Origin of the sequence: Flammeovirga sp. SJP92 (assembly GCF_001583495.1) — a bacterium.
Taxonomy (GTDB): Bacteria; Bacteroidota; Bacteroidia; order Cytophagales; family Flammeovirgaceae; genus Flammeovirga.
Genome location: NZ_LQAQ01000014.1, coordinates 15889 through 35479 on the forward strand (window position 1 = coordinate 15889; position 19591 = coordinate 35479).

At 34.9% G+C, this 19591-nt stretch carries 6 protein-coding genes; 1 reads left to right on the forward strand and 5 read right to left on the reverse strand.

Features of this window, described 5'->3' with window-relative positions; all coding sequences use genetic code 11:
• Window positions 1-121: 121 nt before the first annotated feature.
• The 5 genes from AVL50_RS00975 to AVL50_RS00995 form a co-directional block, all read right to left on the reverse strand.
• Window positions 122-4888 carry a glycosyl hydrolase family 18 protein gene (locus tag AVL50_RS00975; RefSeq protein ID WP_062614607.1) on the reverse strand — a complete coding sequence of 1589 codons (4767 nt, stop codon included), beginning with the start codon at window positions 4886-4888 and terminating at the stop codon, window positions 122-124.
• Window positions 4889-5197: 309 nt separating this feature from the next.
• A complete protein-coding gene (locus AVL50_RS00980; protein WP_062614608.1) occupies window positions 5198-6244 on the reverse strand; it encodes an ArsO family NAD(P)H-dependent flavin-containing monooxygenase in 1047 nt (348 codons plus the stop codon).
• Between the two features lie 155 nt (window positions 6245-6399).
• Window positions 6400-7833 (reverse strand): BCCT family transporter, encoded by a 1434-nt coding sequence (locus tag AVL50_RS00985; protein ID WP_062614609.1) that lies wholly within the window; start codon window positions 7831-7833, stop codon window positions 6400-6402.
• Between the two features lie 4 nt (window positions 7834-7837).
• A complete protein-coding gene (locus AVL50_RS00990) occupies window positions 7838-8776 on the reverse strand; it encodes a bifunctional UDP-sugar hydrolase/5'-nucleotidase (protein ID WP_062614610.1) in 939 nt (312 codons plus the stop codon).
• Between the two features lie 4 nt (window positions 8777-8780).
• Window positions 8781-9503: a 5'-nucleotidase C-terminal domain-containing protein gene (locus AVL50_RS00995; protein WP_172826735.1), complete on the reverse strand. Its 723-nt coding sequence runs from the start codon at window positions 9501-9503 to the stop codon at window positions 8781-8783.
• Window positions 9504-9769: 266 nt separating this feature from the next.
• Between AVL50_RS00995 and AVL50_RS01000 the strand changes: the two genes are divergently transcribed.
• Window positions 9770-19492 (forward strand): T9SS type A sorting domain-containing protein, encoded by a 9723-nt coding sequence (locus AVL50_RS01000; protein WP_062614612.1) that lies wholly within the window; start codon window positions 9770-9772, stop codon window positions 19490-19492.
• The last annotated feature ends 99 nt before the right edge of the window (window positions 19493-19591 follow it).

The following is a 19591-nucleotide window of genomic DNA, read 5'->3' on the forward strand; positions in this document are numbered from 1 at the left end:
CCGTACACACTGTACGGTGTATAGTGTACAAGCAGTACGGTGAATAGCGTACAGTCTGTACGGTGGGTAGTGTACTAAACATTCACTTTCTTCCACCCTATTCATTAGATTGAGATATGATTTATTTCTTCAAAATTCTCTTCACAATCTGCTGCTCTCCTACTTGGACTTTTACTAAGTAAATGCCAGAAGTAAGCGAGGCTCCGTCCAAATCAATCACTGTCTGTCCTACTTGAACATCCTTAATGATTGTATTCAATACTTTACCTTGCAAACTGATCAGTTGAAGATTCATTTTACCAGACTCATGTACATTCAACTGAATGCTTGCTGTAGTGTTGAAAGGGTTTGGATAAGTAGTCATTTCCAATAATTCACCTTCCAATGGATTATTTACAGCAATTTGTCTTGTACTACTTGAAGCTGCATTATTCATTGCATTCAACAAACTGATTGAAGGATCCTCTACATCAAAAGTCAATTCCCAGATGATTGTACCTTGTAAACCGTTATTTCTTGCATAATTCACTTTTGCCGCCGCTCCTTTTGGTGTTTCAAAGTAGATATCTCTTCCATCAAGACCCACATAACCGTTTAACTGATTGGCGTCATTTGGATCATAAGAAGTAGGTGCATCAGGATATAAACTTACAATTTCATCATAACCGATAAAATAGAATCCATTGGCTCCTTGCCCTGCCTCAGCTTTTGTCAGTGAAAGATCATAACCGTAGAAAGGCACACCAATTGTCAGCTTACTCTTATTCACACCGTGACCAGACCCTTGCCAAGTAGACCAGTTACCACTCCAGTATTCTAATGAAGTTTCTACAGAATAAATAGGGTTATCAGCACTTGCTTTAGCGTATTTACTATTGTCTACATCATACAATGATGAGTGAGGACCAATTGGCGAATCACTCCAAGAACCTGTAAAGTCATAGGTCATCAAGCCTAACCAATCAAGGTATTCTACAAAATCAGCATCATAGTTATTACCATACCAAGGCGTAGCAAAAACAGCTGATGATAAAAGCATTGATGGACGCTTCGCTCTTAATTTCTTCGCCAATAAAGTCAATCCATAAGCGGCAGGGTGAGCTCCTTGCTCTACTTCTCCACCCCATTTATCTGTACCTCTTGTTCTACCACCTTGCTCTGAAGTACCCGGAATTGCAGGATCTTGCCAGAAACATTCCATATCCAAGTCAATTCCATCTAAGTTATACTTATCTACAAAAGCTAATAATTTATCAGCTGCCGCATCAATTGAAGCTGGATTACTTCTATAACCTTCCATTACTTTAAGGAAACCATAATCTTCTGCACCACCTAAGGCGATTGAAACTGTAGCTCCTGCACTATGTGCTTTTGGAACAATGATCGGCAATAATGAATCTAGTACATGAAGTGATTCAGCTGTATATTCACCACTTGCAAAATCAGCATCTGTATAAGCACCGCCTACTTTTGTATCATAAACAAGGAACGATACATTAACGTGAGTAACTTTAGTATAATCCAAATCTCCAGGGCTTCCTTTCCAAGTTGGAACATAACCAATAATACGTTGTTGTCCTGTTGGAGCTGGCGCAAATGGACCTGTCAGATTAATACTACCGTCTGCATTGATATCATTAACCGCTGAAGTTGTGAATTGAACCGCTTTTGTAGCTGTAGTCACATTACCTTGATCATCAGTTGCTGTTGCTGTGATTTCATAAGTACCGAAAGCTGTTGGAGTGAATGTCGTTGAAGAAGCATTGACCGTCATTCCATCCACAGTTAATACAACGTTAGAAACTGTTCCATTCTCATCAGTAGCTTCAACTGCAATATCAATTGTTGTCAACGAAGTATAAGTATCTCCAGATGGATGAATAAATGTTACTGTTGGTACTACATCACCGATACCGCCATTTCCGCAAACTTCACCAGTATCTGACCAAGGATCACCACCGTCAGGAGCATTACCTTGTGTCCACCATTTTGCACTGTAAATTACACCATTGTAAACTACTTTGTCTCCACCTGTGTAAACCTCTGTCGATGACCATTCAGGATAAGGACATTCTACTACATCTGGCTTTTCTGAAACCGTGATTACTTTACTATCCGAAGCTGTTAAACCATCATTGTCAGTTACAGTTACTGCTACAGTGTATGTTCCAAAAATAGTAACACTATAATCGCCTTCTGCAACTACGTCACCATTGACAGTGTACTCTGTTGAAGCAATAGTACCGTCTTGATCCGAAGAAGTAGATGAGATTGTGAATGTATATGGAAGTGTTTCAACTTCAACAGTTCCAGAAGCTGATAAAGCTAATGTCACTTCAGGTGCTAATGGCTGAGGTTCGGTTACAGTTACTACCGCTTGAATCGTTGCTGTCAAACCATCACTATCTGTAGCCGTTGCCACAACAGTATATTCTCCATAAGCATTGATATCAAATGATGTACCTGTTACTGCTTCACCATTAACCGTTACTTCAGTCGAAACCACTGTCCCGTCTTCATCAGTACTAGTCGTTGATAAATCTAATGTATGCGGGAAGCTTTCTACCATTACAGTTTCAGATGCAAGTGCATTAAAAGAAACTGATGGTGCTACAGGACCTACTTCACATGGACCTAATGTTTTCCACCAATGTTCTGCTGAACCTGGAGTCACATTGTATAAATTATTAACAGCCGCTTCATAGAGAATTCCATTATAGCTAACTACATCACCCGAGTTGTAAATTGTAGGATATCCTTGATATTCTGGAGCATCACATCCTATTGTACCTGTAGTTTCCTCTTCAATTGTGATAGAAACAGAAGCACTAGCGGTTGCTCCCTCATTATCCGTTACAGTTACTGCAATAGTATAAGTTCCAAAAGCTGATGGCGTCCAAGAAGCTGGTGAAGCTGTAAATTCTTGACCATCTACTGCAATAAGCGTTGATGCAATCGTTCCATCTTCATCTTGTGCATCCAATACAATTTCAATTGCATCTAATGTTTTCGAAGTGATTTTTGTTCCATCTAATGGTGATGTAATTGATACAGTTGGATCTATATTCGGTACAGTAGGATCTGAAATAGTAATAGTACCCGTTTTAATTGTCGATTTTCCTTGATCATCTGTTACCGTCACTTCTACAGATTGCTCACCATACGCTGAAGGCAAGAAAGATACTGTATTTGTATTTCCAGAAGTGGTATAAGCTGCATTATTTCCATTGACTAAAACTGCAATTGAAGCAATTCCTGTATCATCAGATGCTGTAAAAGTGAAAGACACTTCAGCTAATTCAGTTTGTTCGATGGCTTCTGAAGGTAAAGTCAATGCCACTACAGGAGCTGGATTAACAGGACCTGCATTTTCTGCAAAAACCTTATTAACAACATGTACTAATTCTGGCTTCGTATCAGGACATAACGGATAAGTTCCAACCTTTCCAGTTTCAGCACCCACATTCCAATCTGTAAATACAGTCCAGATTATCACACCTCCAATATTGTTATCTGTGATATATTTTGATTTCAGACCAATAGACTCCTCATCATCGTAACTTGTGAAATAGCTTACACCATTTGCCTCTTTCGTCATATAAGGAACCTGAGCTTGACTATCCCAGTGTCTTGTCCAGCCACCAGACGCCAAAGCTTCTTTTACTTGGAAATAGTATGGAGAACCTTCCGTAGCACCCCAGTTATTTAAATCTGCCGCTGATGAAACTGGTCCATCTACAGAGAAAGTAACATCTTTTTTAATGGTCGGCACATTCACGCCAGGAGTACCTTCCACAACGACACCTCTACCATAAAAGGCCATTCCCATGTTGATCTTTTCAGTATCAACACCTAGTTCATCACGCATATAAGAGAATGTTGTATGCCATGAGAAATCTCCCCACTCCTCACCATCATAAGGATATAATGGTGAATTGTGACCTGAAATACCTGACCATCCACCATGAAAATCATAAGACATCATGTTGTAGTAGTCCATTACTTTGTTTAATTCAGTCCACTCCAAATTTTGCAATTTTGCAGGAGCTGCACTAAACGCCGCTGTTAGTAAACGGTCTGGCCCGATCACATCTCTGATGTCTTGCATCAAAAGCGTAAAATTGTGGTAATCGGCTTCAGAACCTGTAAAATTCATACCTGCAAATGGCCCTGGATATTCCCAGTCGATATCAATTCCGTCAAAACCGTAATCTTCTACCAAAGTTCTACAATCTTCTAAGAATCTTGCCTTTTTAACAGGATCTGCCGCCATTTCTGGAAAATGCTTACACATTGACCAGCCACCAATAGAGGCCATTACTTTCACTCCGTACTCATGTGCAATACCAATCATACCCGGTGTAGGATATTCTGTCAATGGCCAACCGCCTGTTTCACCAGTAGCAGTTTTAGTCCATCCTTTCCAACCTCCATCAGGGTGAGGCTCATAACCTAATTCTGACAGCACTTCATCCCATCCCCAGAATTCTTGAGGAAAACCAAGTACCATTGCCTGATCATGAGACGAGTACTTATCCGGATGTAATAAATCGGCAGGGCTTTGAATCGCACTTTCTTGGTAAATCTGCTTGTTTCTCAAATCACCACTGTGCATAGATCCATCTACAGCCACTCCAAAGAAGGAGAAATTAAGAATGGTGTACTGTGAGTAATCAATGTTGTAGTGGTTGAGCGCTCCTTTCGGAATGTTGAAGTCTGCACCTTTCCATGCATCCCAGTTGGGTACATATCCGATGACTTGTTTTTGGTGATCGCTTGTAGCATAAGGGCTTCCGCTGTCAATTTGAGCGTAAGCACTTGCAAAAGAGAGCATACCAATAAGGCATGCATAAAGTCCAAGCCTGAACTTTCTAGTTAAGCTTTGCATTGTTCAATAGTTGATAGTTAAAAATAATTTAATGTAGTAGCTTGAATGAGGAGTGTTACTGAAGAATTACAATCCTCTTTGCTGGTTACACTTCAAAACTATTTCATTTACAACTATTTACAATAATTCAAAGTATGACATTTTCGGGTACTAAGTGTTCATTAAACACTTTAATAATGGGTACAAATTAAAAATTGAAGAGGGTACAAAACCATTACAAAAGTCGTTTTTTAGAGTGAGTTTAAGGGTACAATCAAAAATAGAAGGGAAACAAATAAGATTTTTCATTTACATTCAAAAGAACGCATATTATTGTAGAATATAAGCTACAATTTCCTCAACGGTTCTTCTAGCGGTTTTTCCAACTCCATAAATTGTTGCCGAAGCATAGCCAGTCCAGTTTCCCATTCCCACTAGCCATAACCCCTCTTGCCCTAGTACTTTAGTATTCTTTGTCTTTACTTTTTCATTTTCAACAATATTCAATGAAGAAAGATAATCCAACTTTGTACTAAAGCCAGTACACCACAATACAGTATCAAATTGTTCATGAGTACCATCTTCCCAAATTACACCATCTGAAGTAAAAGTGAATGTGCTTGGTCTATGATTCAACACCCCTCTTTCTCTTGCATCTTTCACAGAATCGAGCATTACAATATCACTGATTGAATAGGCTTCCTCTGAGATTTCACCTTTTAAATATTCTCTGTATTTTTTATTCGCTTGCTCAAAAAGGTGTCGACCATCTACGTCATCAGGTAAAAAATTTGGAGGTGATAAAGTAGCCCACTGTACTTTTTTATGTTGAGTCAATTCTGCCACTAGTTGAGCTCCGCTATTTCCTCCTCCAACAATCAATAATTTATCGCCTTGAATATCTGAGGGCTTCTGATAGTCAACAGAATGCAACTGTTGTCCTAAAAAAGAATCTATTCCTTCATATTGAGGAATTTTTGGTCCTGATGCTGTTCCTGTTGCACCAACCACTGCTTTCGTTAAATACTCTCCTTTATTGGTTTTGATACGGTAAAGTCCATTTTCATAAACTGTATCCTCTACTTTTACAGGTCTTTCAATTGGGAAATTGTAACGTTTTTCGTATTTCTCAAGATAACTGATAAACTCTTTTTTGGTTGGATATTCCTTTTCAGGAGGAGGTAACATCCACCCAGATAAAGAAGAATAGACCCCTGGAGAAAATAACTGAAGTGAGTCCCAAGCTTTATTCCATGCTCCTCCTGCTTTTTGGTTATCATCTAAAATTAAAAACTTCAAACCATGCCTATTTAAAAAATAAGCCACTGACAATCCTGCTTGCCCACCTCCTATTATTATTACATCAAATTTATTCATTCTCAATCGTATACTTTACTCTGCAGTAAGAGATGTTTCAAACATGCTCAAAAGGTTACCACAAATCCTTCTATAGTTATTATCACAAAATAAGCACATTTACAGCGTGATAGAACTATACTTTTTAATAACAATCTTAAATTTAATGACAATTATCATTTTTTATTTTCAATTCCATTTGAATTCACCAAACTAAAAAGAAAAGAAATCCCCTGAAATATCAACAAAAAAATAAATGGAATTGCCCCTGCAATAGCAATCACTTTATTCAAGTCAACGTTATTTTCATAAATCAATGCTAATGTGATACCTATCATTACAAGGCTCCACATCATTTTATTTGTTTTAGATTCTTCTTCTGTCAGCAATGCGGTCACATAAACAGCTGAGTCGGCACTTGTAATTACGAAAGTGATCAATAAAACAATGGCAATAAGGGAAAGTAATAACGGGTATTGAAATGCATCGAAAAAAGTAAAAATACCTTGAGTATAATCCTTCATCACTTCAGTTTCAATCGTTGAATAATTACTCATAATACTACTTCCACCTCCAAAAGCTACAAACCAAATCATAGATATTAGAGTAGGGACACCGATTACGCAAATTAAGAATTCCCTGATTGTTCTGCCTTTTGATATTCTTGCTATAAACAACCCTGTAAATGGAGCCCATGCCACCCACCATAAAAGATACACAATGGTCCATGCCCTTGACCACTCTGCGTTTGCCTCATTGATTGAAAAGGAAACTTTAGGTAAAAAAAGGAAATAATCAATCAATTCCTCAAAAAATAAGCTGGATAATGGGGCAACCCCAACACAAAAGATGATCACAAGCAATAATGCAGATGCTAAGAACACATTAAAATTACTCAATAATTGCACCCCTTTTTTTAACCCCGAAAGAGATGATAAAGTAAAAATAACAGCGATAAAAAGAAGAAGGATAACCCTAAATTTCAAGCCTAATACTTCACTCTCGAAAATGGAATTCAAACCTGTCTGGATTAATGCTATTGAATTGGCTAATGTACCAGATACACCAAAGAGAATTGAAAAAACAGCTAGTATATCTACACTTTTCAATAAGTATCCTGTTTTGGAGGACAAAGTGTAAGAAATTGTCATCTTCCTGCCTTTGTTGTAGGTGAACCATGCTATGATTAATCCCGAAAAAGCATAAATACTCCAAGCATGCAATCCCCAATGAAAATTAGTGATACTTAACGCAATGATAATATCGTTAGTGCTATTTAAGGGAGATGACAAATGGAAGATTGGCTCTGCTACTCCCCAGAAAATCAAACCAGATCCCATACCTGCTGCAAAAAGCATGGAGAACCATGATAAATTGGAGAATTCTGGTGTAGAATTCCCCAATTTAACTTTCCCGTAAGGAGATATTATTAATATTAAACAAAGCAAAAGTATTGATGTAATAATGAGCAGGAAAGTTGTATCAAACGTTAACAAAAGAACTCCTACAACATTGTTTACTACATCAATGCTATGCTTTGGAAAAACCAAAAAAATAAGTGCTACTGTAATACTCAGCCCAAGGCTTAAGTGATTAAAGGTAACTTTCATAAAATCAGACTAAGTAGCTATTAAAAGCATCTGTATTATAAGCTAACTTTTCTTTTGTTTTTTGATTGAAGTAGAAATCTAGTCTACCTAATTTAATTCCAGCATACCCTACCTGAGTGATCAATACATCCTTTTGAACTGCATTTTTCTTTACAACAGGCTCATCTAAGAATGTATGAGAGTGTCCTCCAATGATCACATCAATATCTTTTGTTTTTTCAGCCAAAACCATGTCAGAATAATCACCTTCATTGAACGCTTTAAAACCTAAATGAGAAAGACAGATCACAAGATCACATTTATTCTCCTCTTTTAGAGTTTTAGTCATCTCTTGTGCCTTTTCAATAGCATCAAGATAGATTGTCTCTTTATAACAGGACTTAGATACTAGGCCATCTAATTTAATACCAACTCCAAATACACCAATTTTTAAACCGCCTTTTTCAAAGATTTTGTACGGTTTAGTTTTCCCGTCAGCTGATGTATTTTTAAAATCGTAATTACTAACTAGAAAATCGAAATTGGCATGCGGTAACATCTCAGAGAAGCCGTCAATAGTATTATCGAAATCATGATTTCCCATTGTTGCGGCATCATATTTCATCTCTGACATAGATTTGAATTCAATCTCTCCCTTGAAAAAGTTAAAATAAGGAGTGCCTTGAAATATATCTCCAGCATCTAATAATAACACATTATCCTCCTCTTTTCTGATCTTTTCAACCAAAGCTTTACGCTTGGCAACACCGCCTAAACCACCATATCTTTTATGGCTATCAGGGAAAGGTTCGATCTGACTGTGCGTATCATTGGTATGTAAAATTGTGATTTTAACAGGTTTCTGATCAGCAGAAGCCCACGACATAGGCATTAATAAACCTAAGGTACTTAATGCAGAACCTTTCGCTAAAACTTTAATAAATTCTCTTCTATTGTTCTCCATTTCCTTAAATAATCCTTGATTTATTATCTACAACAATGCCATTTGGCTTAGACTTACAATATTCTAATAATACATCTCGTATCATTAGTTCAAGATCTATATATCCAGTACCTTTTTTTAGGAAACTCATATTGTCTCCGCCATGGTACAAGTAGTCTGAAGTTAATATTGCATACTCCTTATTAGGGTCAAAATCTTCTCCATTGACCTTAGCATCAACCACTTTATCACCTTCTAATTTCAAAAGCAAACCTGAAATTGCTTCTTTATTTTTGGCTACCATATTGATTAAATCCATCATTTCATCCCCTTTTAGATAAATGATAATCAACTTATTATCAAATGGCATTAACTTATAGATATTTCTCACTAAAATATCTCCGGCAAAAATATTAGACCTTAAGCCTCCGTTGTTCATCAAGCAGATGTCAACTTTCGCTTCTGTGTGATTCTCTACATACTCTCTAGTTGCATCACAAGTGAAGTTCCCAAGTGTGTTTACCTCTCCCCATTTCACAAGATCAACAGGAGTAGATGAAAGCACCTGATTCATCTTTTTATCCAATTTTTCTTTATAGGGTTTGATAAGAGTTGAGAGCGTATCATCCGGAGTTATTGAATTATCGATAGAAGTTGGATGATAAGTAATTTTTGTAAGACTTTGCCTCTCGGTTTTACAACCAATAAGAAGAAAAGCCACAATTAAGAATTGGTAAATTTTGTTCATTTTGAACATTGAGTTAAACGATCATTTAGTAGGCGATAAAAATAGAATAGATATTCAGCTTTATCAAAATGGAAATGATAATTGATTCAAAAATGAGCATTTTGATTCAATTTTAACATTTATTTGACTTTTCTTCTTCTCTGAATGCAATTTTTACCCCATATGATATGATTATAGAATCTTTAATAGTATTTTGCGTAACATTCATTTTATAATAATCGTTAACAAAAACGAGCTACAATTTAATTCATCAGATTATAACTAACATGACGAATAAGATACATTTCTTTTTTATTGCTCTTTTCACGTTTTTATGCTTTAGTGTACATGCACAAGATGTTATCATTGAGAAAGAAAATGGACAATTGCCGGCCCCTGCTGGTGAGCAAACAGGATTTGGACAAAAAATTCTTTATTCCAATTCAAACAATTTATTATTCACCCACAACGACCAAAAAGTTTTTTCTTATCAAAGAAACTCAAGCGGTGATTATGAATTAGTGGATACAAGTTCGGATTATACTAACTACAAGGCCACTGTCACAACCATTACGGTTTATGATGAAGGCAATAATCCGACTAATATTGATTTAATAAAAAGTGATTATAAGTATGTCATCAATACTGGATCAGAAGTTGACCTATTTGACTATGAAGCAACTACTGACCATCCTATCCTTTTAGGTTTTGACAGTTCTGAAGGACTTTGGTATTATGGTATTTTCATTACTGAAATTCAATCTTATTACTATTTCAATTCGCCTTTCAGTTTTAGTGATTTTTACTTGAATAACACTAACGACTCTGGTGAATTCACGCCTATGACTGGTCCTCTATTCTTTGGACAGGATATGCACTACACTTCAGATAACATTACAGTAACTGTAGGTGGAAATGATTTCACTTTGTCTAAAATGAAAGATGAGTTTGATAATGATGTTTATTTAGATTTAGATTTATCAAGTGAAGCAGGACAAATCATTAACAATACGAACAACTTGATTTATGGACTAGAATATTCTTCTGGACGATATTTTTATTACGTTTATAATGAGACTGATGCTTTATATGAATTAGTTGACACTTCATATCCTACTTTTGAAGATTTTGTAACTAATGATTATTTCCCATATGATTCATTTATTGAAGAGAGGGACTATAGTGTAAAGGCTCTTTCTACTAGTGAAATCACACTTTCAAGAACACTTTCTCATGTTGAATTTGATGAAACCAATCAACAATTATTGCTAGGTTTTGAAGATCAATATTACAATCAAGGTGTAATTGAAAAGTACAATCTCTCACTTGAGTTGCTTGAAGCAGGTATGGGATTATGGGATAAAGCAGGTATTATTTCACCTATTCATGCCGTTTCTGGTTTTGGTAGAAACTTTGACATTGGAAACAATACTGTAATTGCATCTGATCAAGGCATTGAGATACAAGATAATTCAAATACACTCGTAGACTCTGTACACATCGCATCAAAAGTTGTTGGTTTAAAACACTTTAATGATAATAGTTCTGTTCTGATATGGACTGAAGACGAAATAGCAATCTATCATGAACCAACGTTTACAAGTGTAGGAAGTCTTGTTAATATTACATCTATTTCCACTCCAGTAAATGATGCTGAAATCATTGAGAATGGGGATGACTTTGCGGTTCTTATAACTTTTGACGATGATGAAGTAATTCATTCTTTTAGAAGTACCTTCCCTACTTCACCAAATCCTTTCAGCTTACCAATTACACCTCTAGCAGTTGTTACTAAACCTAATGAAACTCCAGGTGCAAATCAAAACTTCATTTTCTCTCAAAGTGATTTAGGAACATTTGGTTTATCCAGAGATCTTCAAAGTCTATTTACCTTAGATTATGACTTCACATCAAATATTCTTACTCTAAGTAAAATAGATGATATCACAGGAATTGAAAACGCAGCTTTATTTGGTGAAGATTTCAGTTTAGAGTCGAGTTTAGTGATTTCTACATTCGAAAATTATCTTACGGAATATATTTTCCAATATCAAACGGAAGCAGATGGAGATTGGACTGCTGCTTCAACATGGGTGAACGGTTTTGTTCCTTTAGGTCTTGATCAAGATTTGATTAAAATTAGCCATGATGTCTACAAGGATGATGAATTAACGATAAAAGCATCAAGTTTTGAAATTGAAAATACTGGTATACTCACTTTACCGGAAGGTAATGCTACTTCTGCTGCAATTGATGAGTTCACAAACAGTGGTACTTTAAATGTCGGTAGTAAATCAACATTTGCCATCCAAGCAGGTATAAATAATACAGGAGCACAAATAAACATTGGCAGTGACAATCAGTTCGAAAAACGTGAAGCTCTGTTTGATTTCTTCCAAAACTCTGATGACACTAGAGTATTTAACAATGAAGGTTTAATTACAATAAATGAAAGTGGTTACTTAATCATTGGGGGTAACTGGAAAAATACAGCCGCTAACGGTATTGTTTTTACAAGTGATAGCGATCAAAGTGATTCTGAATATGCAAAGATTGAGATTTATACAGAAGAGCATGATATAACTGTTGATCTAGTTGATATTTCAATTCCAGACCTAACACTTTCCAACTATTCTAGTAATTTAACTATTACAGGTGATGTTCATGTTCATAATAATTTTTATCAAGATATAGAAGGTGATATTATCAATACTGATGGATTGAACCTTTTTATTGAAGCTCCTATTTATGAAAGTGATAGAGTATATGTTGAATTTGGAGATCTTGTATTAAACAACCTAACAATTGTAAGTGATCAACATGAATTAGATGGTTTTTCTTTTAAAGTAAAAGGAATTCTAGATTTACAGGCCGACTTTTATCCATACGGTGAATTCATAATTGAAGTAGATGAAACGAAAAACCAGATTATTGGTGATTATGCAATCCGTTCTGATTTTGATTACTACACTGCAAGTTTCTATTTAGATTTAAATAAAGAACCTAGTAGTTTTTCAATGAATATTCCATTTGCAGTAGACATGAATAGTGAAGGCGGACAATTTAGTTTTGATACTCCAATTTCACTAAATAATCTTACTCCTACTTACCCAAGTGAACCGGATGGTAATATTCAAATCAATATCACACCCAATACTTTTTATTATTCGGACATATCATTCCAAATAGAAAGTGTTGATTATTATGCATATAAAAATAGAACTTGGAACTTCTATTTAGAAAATATAGATCAGCTTTCAGGTAGTGTCACAACCTCTTTAGAAGGAGCAATTCCTTATTATGTTGATGAAGTTTCAGATTACAACTTTGCACTTTATGATGCTTATGCAGAGGGTGATCCTTACTCTCTGCTTACTGGTCATACTATAGTAGATGATAATATCTCTGTTAATATTAATTTTACAGCTCAGGATTACAACCTTTCACTTACTTCACTAAAAGACCAGAAGTTATTCCACTCTATTAAAGATGACTTATGGGATTCGAATGAGACTTGGGATATTTATGATATTCCTTCTTCAAACGATAGTGTAGTTGTCAGACATGATATTATTGTTGAATCTGGTTATTTTGGAGAAGGAGAAATTACGGAAGGTGAGTTTACTGTTGGAGAGTTAACAGAAGCTGAAACTTCTGAGTCAGAAACTAACAATATTATTATTTCCGGCATTTATAGTGCTAACGCCGTAAATATCACTTCAAGAGATGTTGAAGGAGAAAATGTATATGGCTCTTTATATGTCGATGGATACTCTTCTCCTGTATTATTTAGATGTAGCAATATTATTATTGACGATCAATGTGATTTAACACTGTCAGATTATGCCACAGTTGTAATTGATGATATTGAAGAACTTGAAGTTCCAATTATACCTGAAGGAAAAAGCACAACTAACCCTGTCATTAATATAAATGGAAACATTAGTATAAATACTGAATCATTTTTAGAAATACACAGAGACATCAATTGGAATGGTACACTTTCAAGTGATGAAACTTCAGAAGTTTCATTTTATGGTGATATCATCTCGGGTTCCTCAACTTTCCAAGCCTCCAATTTCACTTTTAATGAGTTAGACTCTGAAGACGACAGAGTTATTAACATTAATGTTCCTTTTGAAATTTTAGACTATGGCTCTATTCAAAGCCAAGGTCAATTAGGTATTAATTTCAATAATGGCTTTTCAATGGCCTCATCAGCATTAATTCAAGACTTAGGTTATGTAACGATTAATGGAGATGAGAGTGGTTCTTCCGATGTATTGGATTTATATACTTTTGAATATTCTAAAGAAAGTGAACTCGTTGTTGAAATAGTTGAGAACAATGACACTGATAACTTCTTAAGCCTTACAATTAATGACTATGAGACAGTCAATTTCAATAATAGTGTAACTATTGGAAAGAGCTTAATTGTCAATAATTCAAATGATAATAAAACCACAATCAACCATCATGGAGATAACTTTATTATAAATTATGAAGGTAATTCACCTGATACTTTTGAGGAAATTCTTTCCTTTACTAATGTTGAAAAATTCATAGGTAACCTTGATGCATCTACAACATTGAACTTGAATTGGGAAGGACTTCAATTTAATAAACCTATTTTCGATGGCTCCACTTACTTTGAAAACTTTGTAAGTGTTGGTGATACTGTATACTTGGTCAATCCAGACTTTATTAATATCTCAGGCAGCTTTGCCTTATTAGCACAGCAACCTGTTATTCGCCATGTAGAAAAACAATTATTAGATGACTCTTTTGTTCAAACTGATATCATAAGATCAGATCAAGATTCTATCTACTTTAGGTTTTTGGTCAATACTTTAGGTGGTACACGAAATTCATTGCATGAAGAAGAAGTATTAAACATTTATTATAATGACAACTTAATTAGCAGTGCATCATATACCATCATTCCAAGGAGCTCTGATGGATCTACCACGCAAGAGGCTTACGGCTTTCCAAAAGAGGATTTAGATGGACTCGGTGGTTTTGATATATCAGCGTATCAAAATGTTGATTTGTATATGGCATTAGAACATGATTCTGTTTCAAGTTCTGAAAGTACTAGATCGCTTATTACCTACTTGAATATTCCAAGTGGATATGTTCATGAAATTGATAGAGAACCGTTAGTCAACTTCATAAGAAATTTAGAATTTATTGGTAAAGAATCTGTTGAAACACAATTTAACTGGACCGATGATGATCTCACACAATGGTTAACTTATGGTGTATTAGATTCTTTAGAAAACCTTTCTGATTATATAGTACTAAATGGTGAAGGTAGAGTTTTAAGTATTGATTTTTCTAATAAAAATATCGTTGGTGTTGACTTCACAACTTTAGATTTTAGTAATGTAATTTCTTCTGAAGGTGAAGGAATTATCCTCAATGATGCGGAGCTGTTAAGCACTCCTATTTTAGAAATGGAATACCTAACAATCATCGACCTTGACGAAAACTATCTTGATTACAGTGATTTAGAAGGTTTTGATCAAGGAAGTTTCAGTTTTGATCTAGAATACAGCACCCCTGCCTCTCCTTTTGATTCATTTAGTTTTGACTTCAAAAAAGACGTAGCGAATACAACATACATCTTCAATCAAGAGGGTACTTATCAATATGATAATATTGCCATTACTAATGATACTGACCCGGGTGACGCAATCAATGTAATCAATAACGGAGATGGAACACATACATTTGAATTTGATTACACAGGAAAAGCAGAAGGAGACCATAATTATACAATCGTCATCGAAAATACCGGGACATTCGAAAATCTTTCAAGTGTTCCTCAAATTGAATTTGCCCTAACAGCAACTATCGAAAACGGAGAAGCTGAAAAGGATACATTATTTAATTTCTTAACTGCCTTAGGTGGTTACGAATCAATAAGTATGGCTGACAATATGAGAGATTGGGCCGATGCTGATAAATTTATTATTGATGAGTTTGGGTATGTAACTGACATTGACATTTCTGGTTTAGGACTTACAAGTGTTCCTGAGAAGATCTACGATTTTAATAATTTAACTGACCTTAATGTAAGTAGTAATGAATTATTTTTTGATGATCTAGATGCTTTATATACAGGTTTTACAGCTAACGGATTATCTGTTGATATTGTATTTGACACTCAAGACTACAGTTATACGATCAATACTCCAACTATTCATCATGGAGAACAATTTATTACTGAAGAAGATTTCAGTTCTTATTCAGGTGAAAATGATTTAACATATGAATGGTATCTTAATGGTAGCTTTGTTTCAGATGCTAGTCTACTTAGCGGAGACCACTTTACCATTCCTGTAATTGATGAAACTTATGATGGCAACAACCTTGAATTACAGTTAACACATGGTAATTACGATGAACTTGTAATTACGGTTGCTGAATATAATTTAGTTTACGCTTTAGGTCGTGAAGACTCCGTAGCTCTTTATGACTTATTGGTTGAAATTGGTTTAAATCCTGACTTGACTTTAAATATGAGAGAATGGGTTGATGAAGACAACGAAAGCATTGCTACAACTATTGATGTATTTGGTAGAGTCACCGCTCTTGATTTATCTGACAAAGGATTGTCTTCAATTCCAACGAATTTGAGTAGGTTGGAGTATTTAGAAACTGTTAATATTGCAGACAATAACCTTGAAGACATTACACTAAGCAGTTATGTTAATAAAGGTGGAGACAACATACTCTTTAATGTAGATAACAACCAGCTTTTCTTTGATGACATTATTGATAACCAAGACTTCATTAGCAGTTACAATATTCAAACATACAATAGCTTCACTACTGAAAATGAAGTGGTGACTTACGGAGATTCTTATAGCTACGATGGTAGTATTTCAGGCTTTACGTTGAATTATACTTGGGTAAGAGAAAGCGACAATTCTAACTTTGAAGCTGCATCTCTTTTAAATATTCCATTTATGGATGATACTTTTGCTGACAGTTACCTTTTAAGTGTCACTTCAAATGATGTTGCTAATTTATCGATTGATATTGCAAGAGTAAATCTAGGGTTTACACTAGGCCAAGAAGATTCAGTAGCCTTATATAATCTTTTTGTTGAATTAGGAATCACACCTGATCAAAGTTTGGAAATGCGTCAATGGCTAGATAACAATAATGATAGTATCGCTACTGAAATTGATAATTACGGTAGAGTAATTTCATTAGACTTATCAAGCAGAGGACTCTCAAATTTACCAGCAAATGTAGCTTCTTTCGATTATCTGACTACTGTTGATTTAACTGATAATCAATTTGAAGATATTGCTCTGACATCTTATATCAATACTAATTCAGAAAATATATTATTTGATTTAGATAGCAACTATCTTTTCTTTGACGACATCATTGACAATAGTGCGTTTATCAGTAGTTATGCTGATCAAACTTATATTGATGCAGATACATTAACTCAAGTAGTGAGTTATGGAGACAGCTACAGTTTTGATGGAGCTTTTGTAGGACAAACTTTAAATTATGTATGGACAAAAGAAAGTGACGACTCTCAAGTGAGTCTTACATCGCTATTCAGTATTGATTTCATGGAAAGTCAAGATGGAGATAGTTACAGACTAAACGTAACTTCTGACGCGGTGAGTGGCTTAACTATTTTCACAAAACAGATTGATGTATTATTCACTTTAGGTCAGGAAGACTCTTTACTATTGCATCAGATGTTTACAGAAATTGGTCATACAGCTTATGACCCTTCTACTGAGTTTAGAACTTGGATGCCAGAGAGAGTTGAAATTGATAATTATGGTAGAGTATTAGGATTGGATTTATCAGGCTTTAATATTAATGACGATGAAACCAATGTATTAAGCAGCCTACCTTCTCAATTAAGTTCATTTGAATATTTAACTGAGCTACAGCTTGAGAACAACTATTTAGATTTTGATGATCTAGCGTCAATTGATGCTCTAGTTGACATTACAACTTACACTCCTCAGCTAAGCGTTCCATTTACAGAGAGTCATTTTGTAGTACAATACGCTGACTTTTCAAAAGAGTACACATCAACAGAAACGAGAAAATACTCATGGGTATTTAATGAAGATACTTTGAATACTGCTGATGTTGCTTTACTTGAAGTATTCTCTTTCGATCCTTCAAAAGAAGGTTTATATCAATTGATTGAAAGTGCCCCTGAGAGTCAATGGAATGATTTAAAATTACTGATTGGAGAAGTGACATTAAACTACCAAAGTTTAATTTCTGAAGCAGATTCGATCGCCCTCCATCGATTATTCACTCGTATGGCTGTTGACTTTGATGATACTGAAAGAATCATTGATTGGCCAAGAATGGAATACAATTTAGATGGAGAAATTACAGCAATTTTCTTACACGAATTGAATAGTTCCGATTCACTTCCAAACTTAATTGCTCAATTTGATGATTTAGAAACTCTTAAGTTATACAACAGTAATATTTCCCATATCAGCGACAGTCTATGGAATATCAATACACTGGAATATCTTGATTTATCTGACAATAATTTATTTGATGATGATATCAATGGATTAAGCAGATTAAGCAACCTCACTACATTATGGTTGAGTTTGAATAACCTTTCAGAGATTCCTGATATCAGTGGCAATTTCAACTTAAGATACTTTATTGCAGATGATAATAATATCACGAATATTGGATCTGAATTTAACGGTTTATTGAATTTAATTGACTTATCACTTGCCGGAAATAATATTGAAACCATTACTACTGATTTCACACAGTTGATTTCATTGAAAAAGTTAGATTTCTCAAGAAACAACCTAACAGAGTGGGTAGCAGAACTTCCTGAAAGTGTTGAAGAGTTACTATTGTACACCAATTCAATTTCATCGTTGGCTAATATCCCAAATGATATTATTGTCAATATTGCTGACAACATCTTATTCTATGATGATCTTGAAGGATACTTAGTAGAGTTCTTAAACTACTCTCCTCAGCGTTTTGATATTCAATATGAGAACATAGCCATGATCCAAGGTGAAAACTACAGCTACTCACACAATTTTGAAAGTGAAGAATTAATTTATATCTGGTTTAAAGATGGTGTTATTATAGACACACTTCAAACAAAAGATATTAATCTTGTTGATATGAAAAATGCTGATGCAGGGGTTTATACATGTTTTGTTTCTCATCCGTATTGGACAGATCTTTCGATTCAAACGGTACAAATCAGCATTGGTATCAATTGTGGAGATGATTTGAGTGTTAGCTTGCAAACTAACTCTAATGAGTGGTTCTGTGATGGAGATGAGATTGATGTACAGATTGAAGCAGTCAGTTCATCAAGCGATCTTACTTACATCTGGTATAAAGGTGATGAATTGCTTCCATTGTTGAATACTGCAGTGGTCAGTGTTCATGAAGCTGGTAAATATTCTGTAAAAGTTCAGACTTCAGAAGGTTGTATTTCTTTCTCAGACAGTATAGAAGTTCGTATTTCAACACCAATTGAAATTCCAACTATCATCGCACAAAATGATTCTCTTACTGTAGATGTGGTTGATAACAATCTTCAATACTTCTGGTATATTGATGGCGAATTAACAGAAGAAAGTGGTGCTATCATTCCAAAATATGTCAGTGGTAATTACACTGTTGAAGTCGTGAATGAATCAGGCTGTTCTGAAACATCAGAAATATTTACAGTTCTTCCTTCAGATATAGTTACAAATCTTGATAATGAACTAAAAGACTTGATCAGTTTGTACCCTCAACCAGCAAATCAGATCTTGAACATTTCATTTGACAGCTTTATTCAGGTAGATCAAATTAACTTTATCACTACTTCAGGTACAAAAGTGAACATTGACTTCACTCAAAACCAAGATAGTTATGAAGTTCCTACACAAACGCTGAAAAATGGTATTTACTTATTGGAATTAATTCAAAAAGATGGACTTACATCTTATCATAAAGTCTTGATTACACACTAAAAAATAAAGCAGTTGATCTTTCGTAAAACGATTGACCAACTGCTTTAAAATAGACAAAATTAAAGTCCTAGCTGCGAGCCATGCATCTAGGACTTTTAA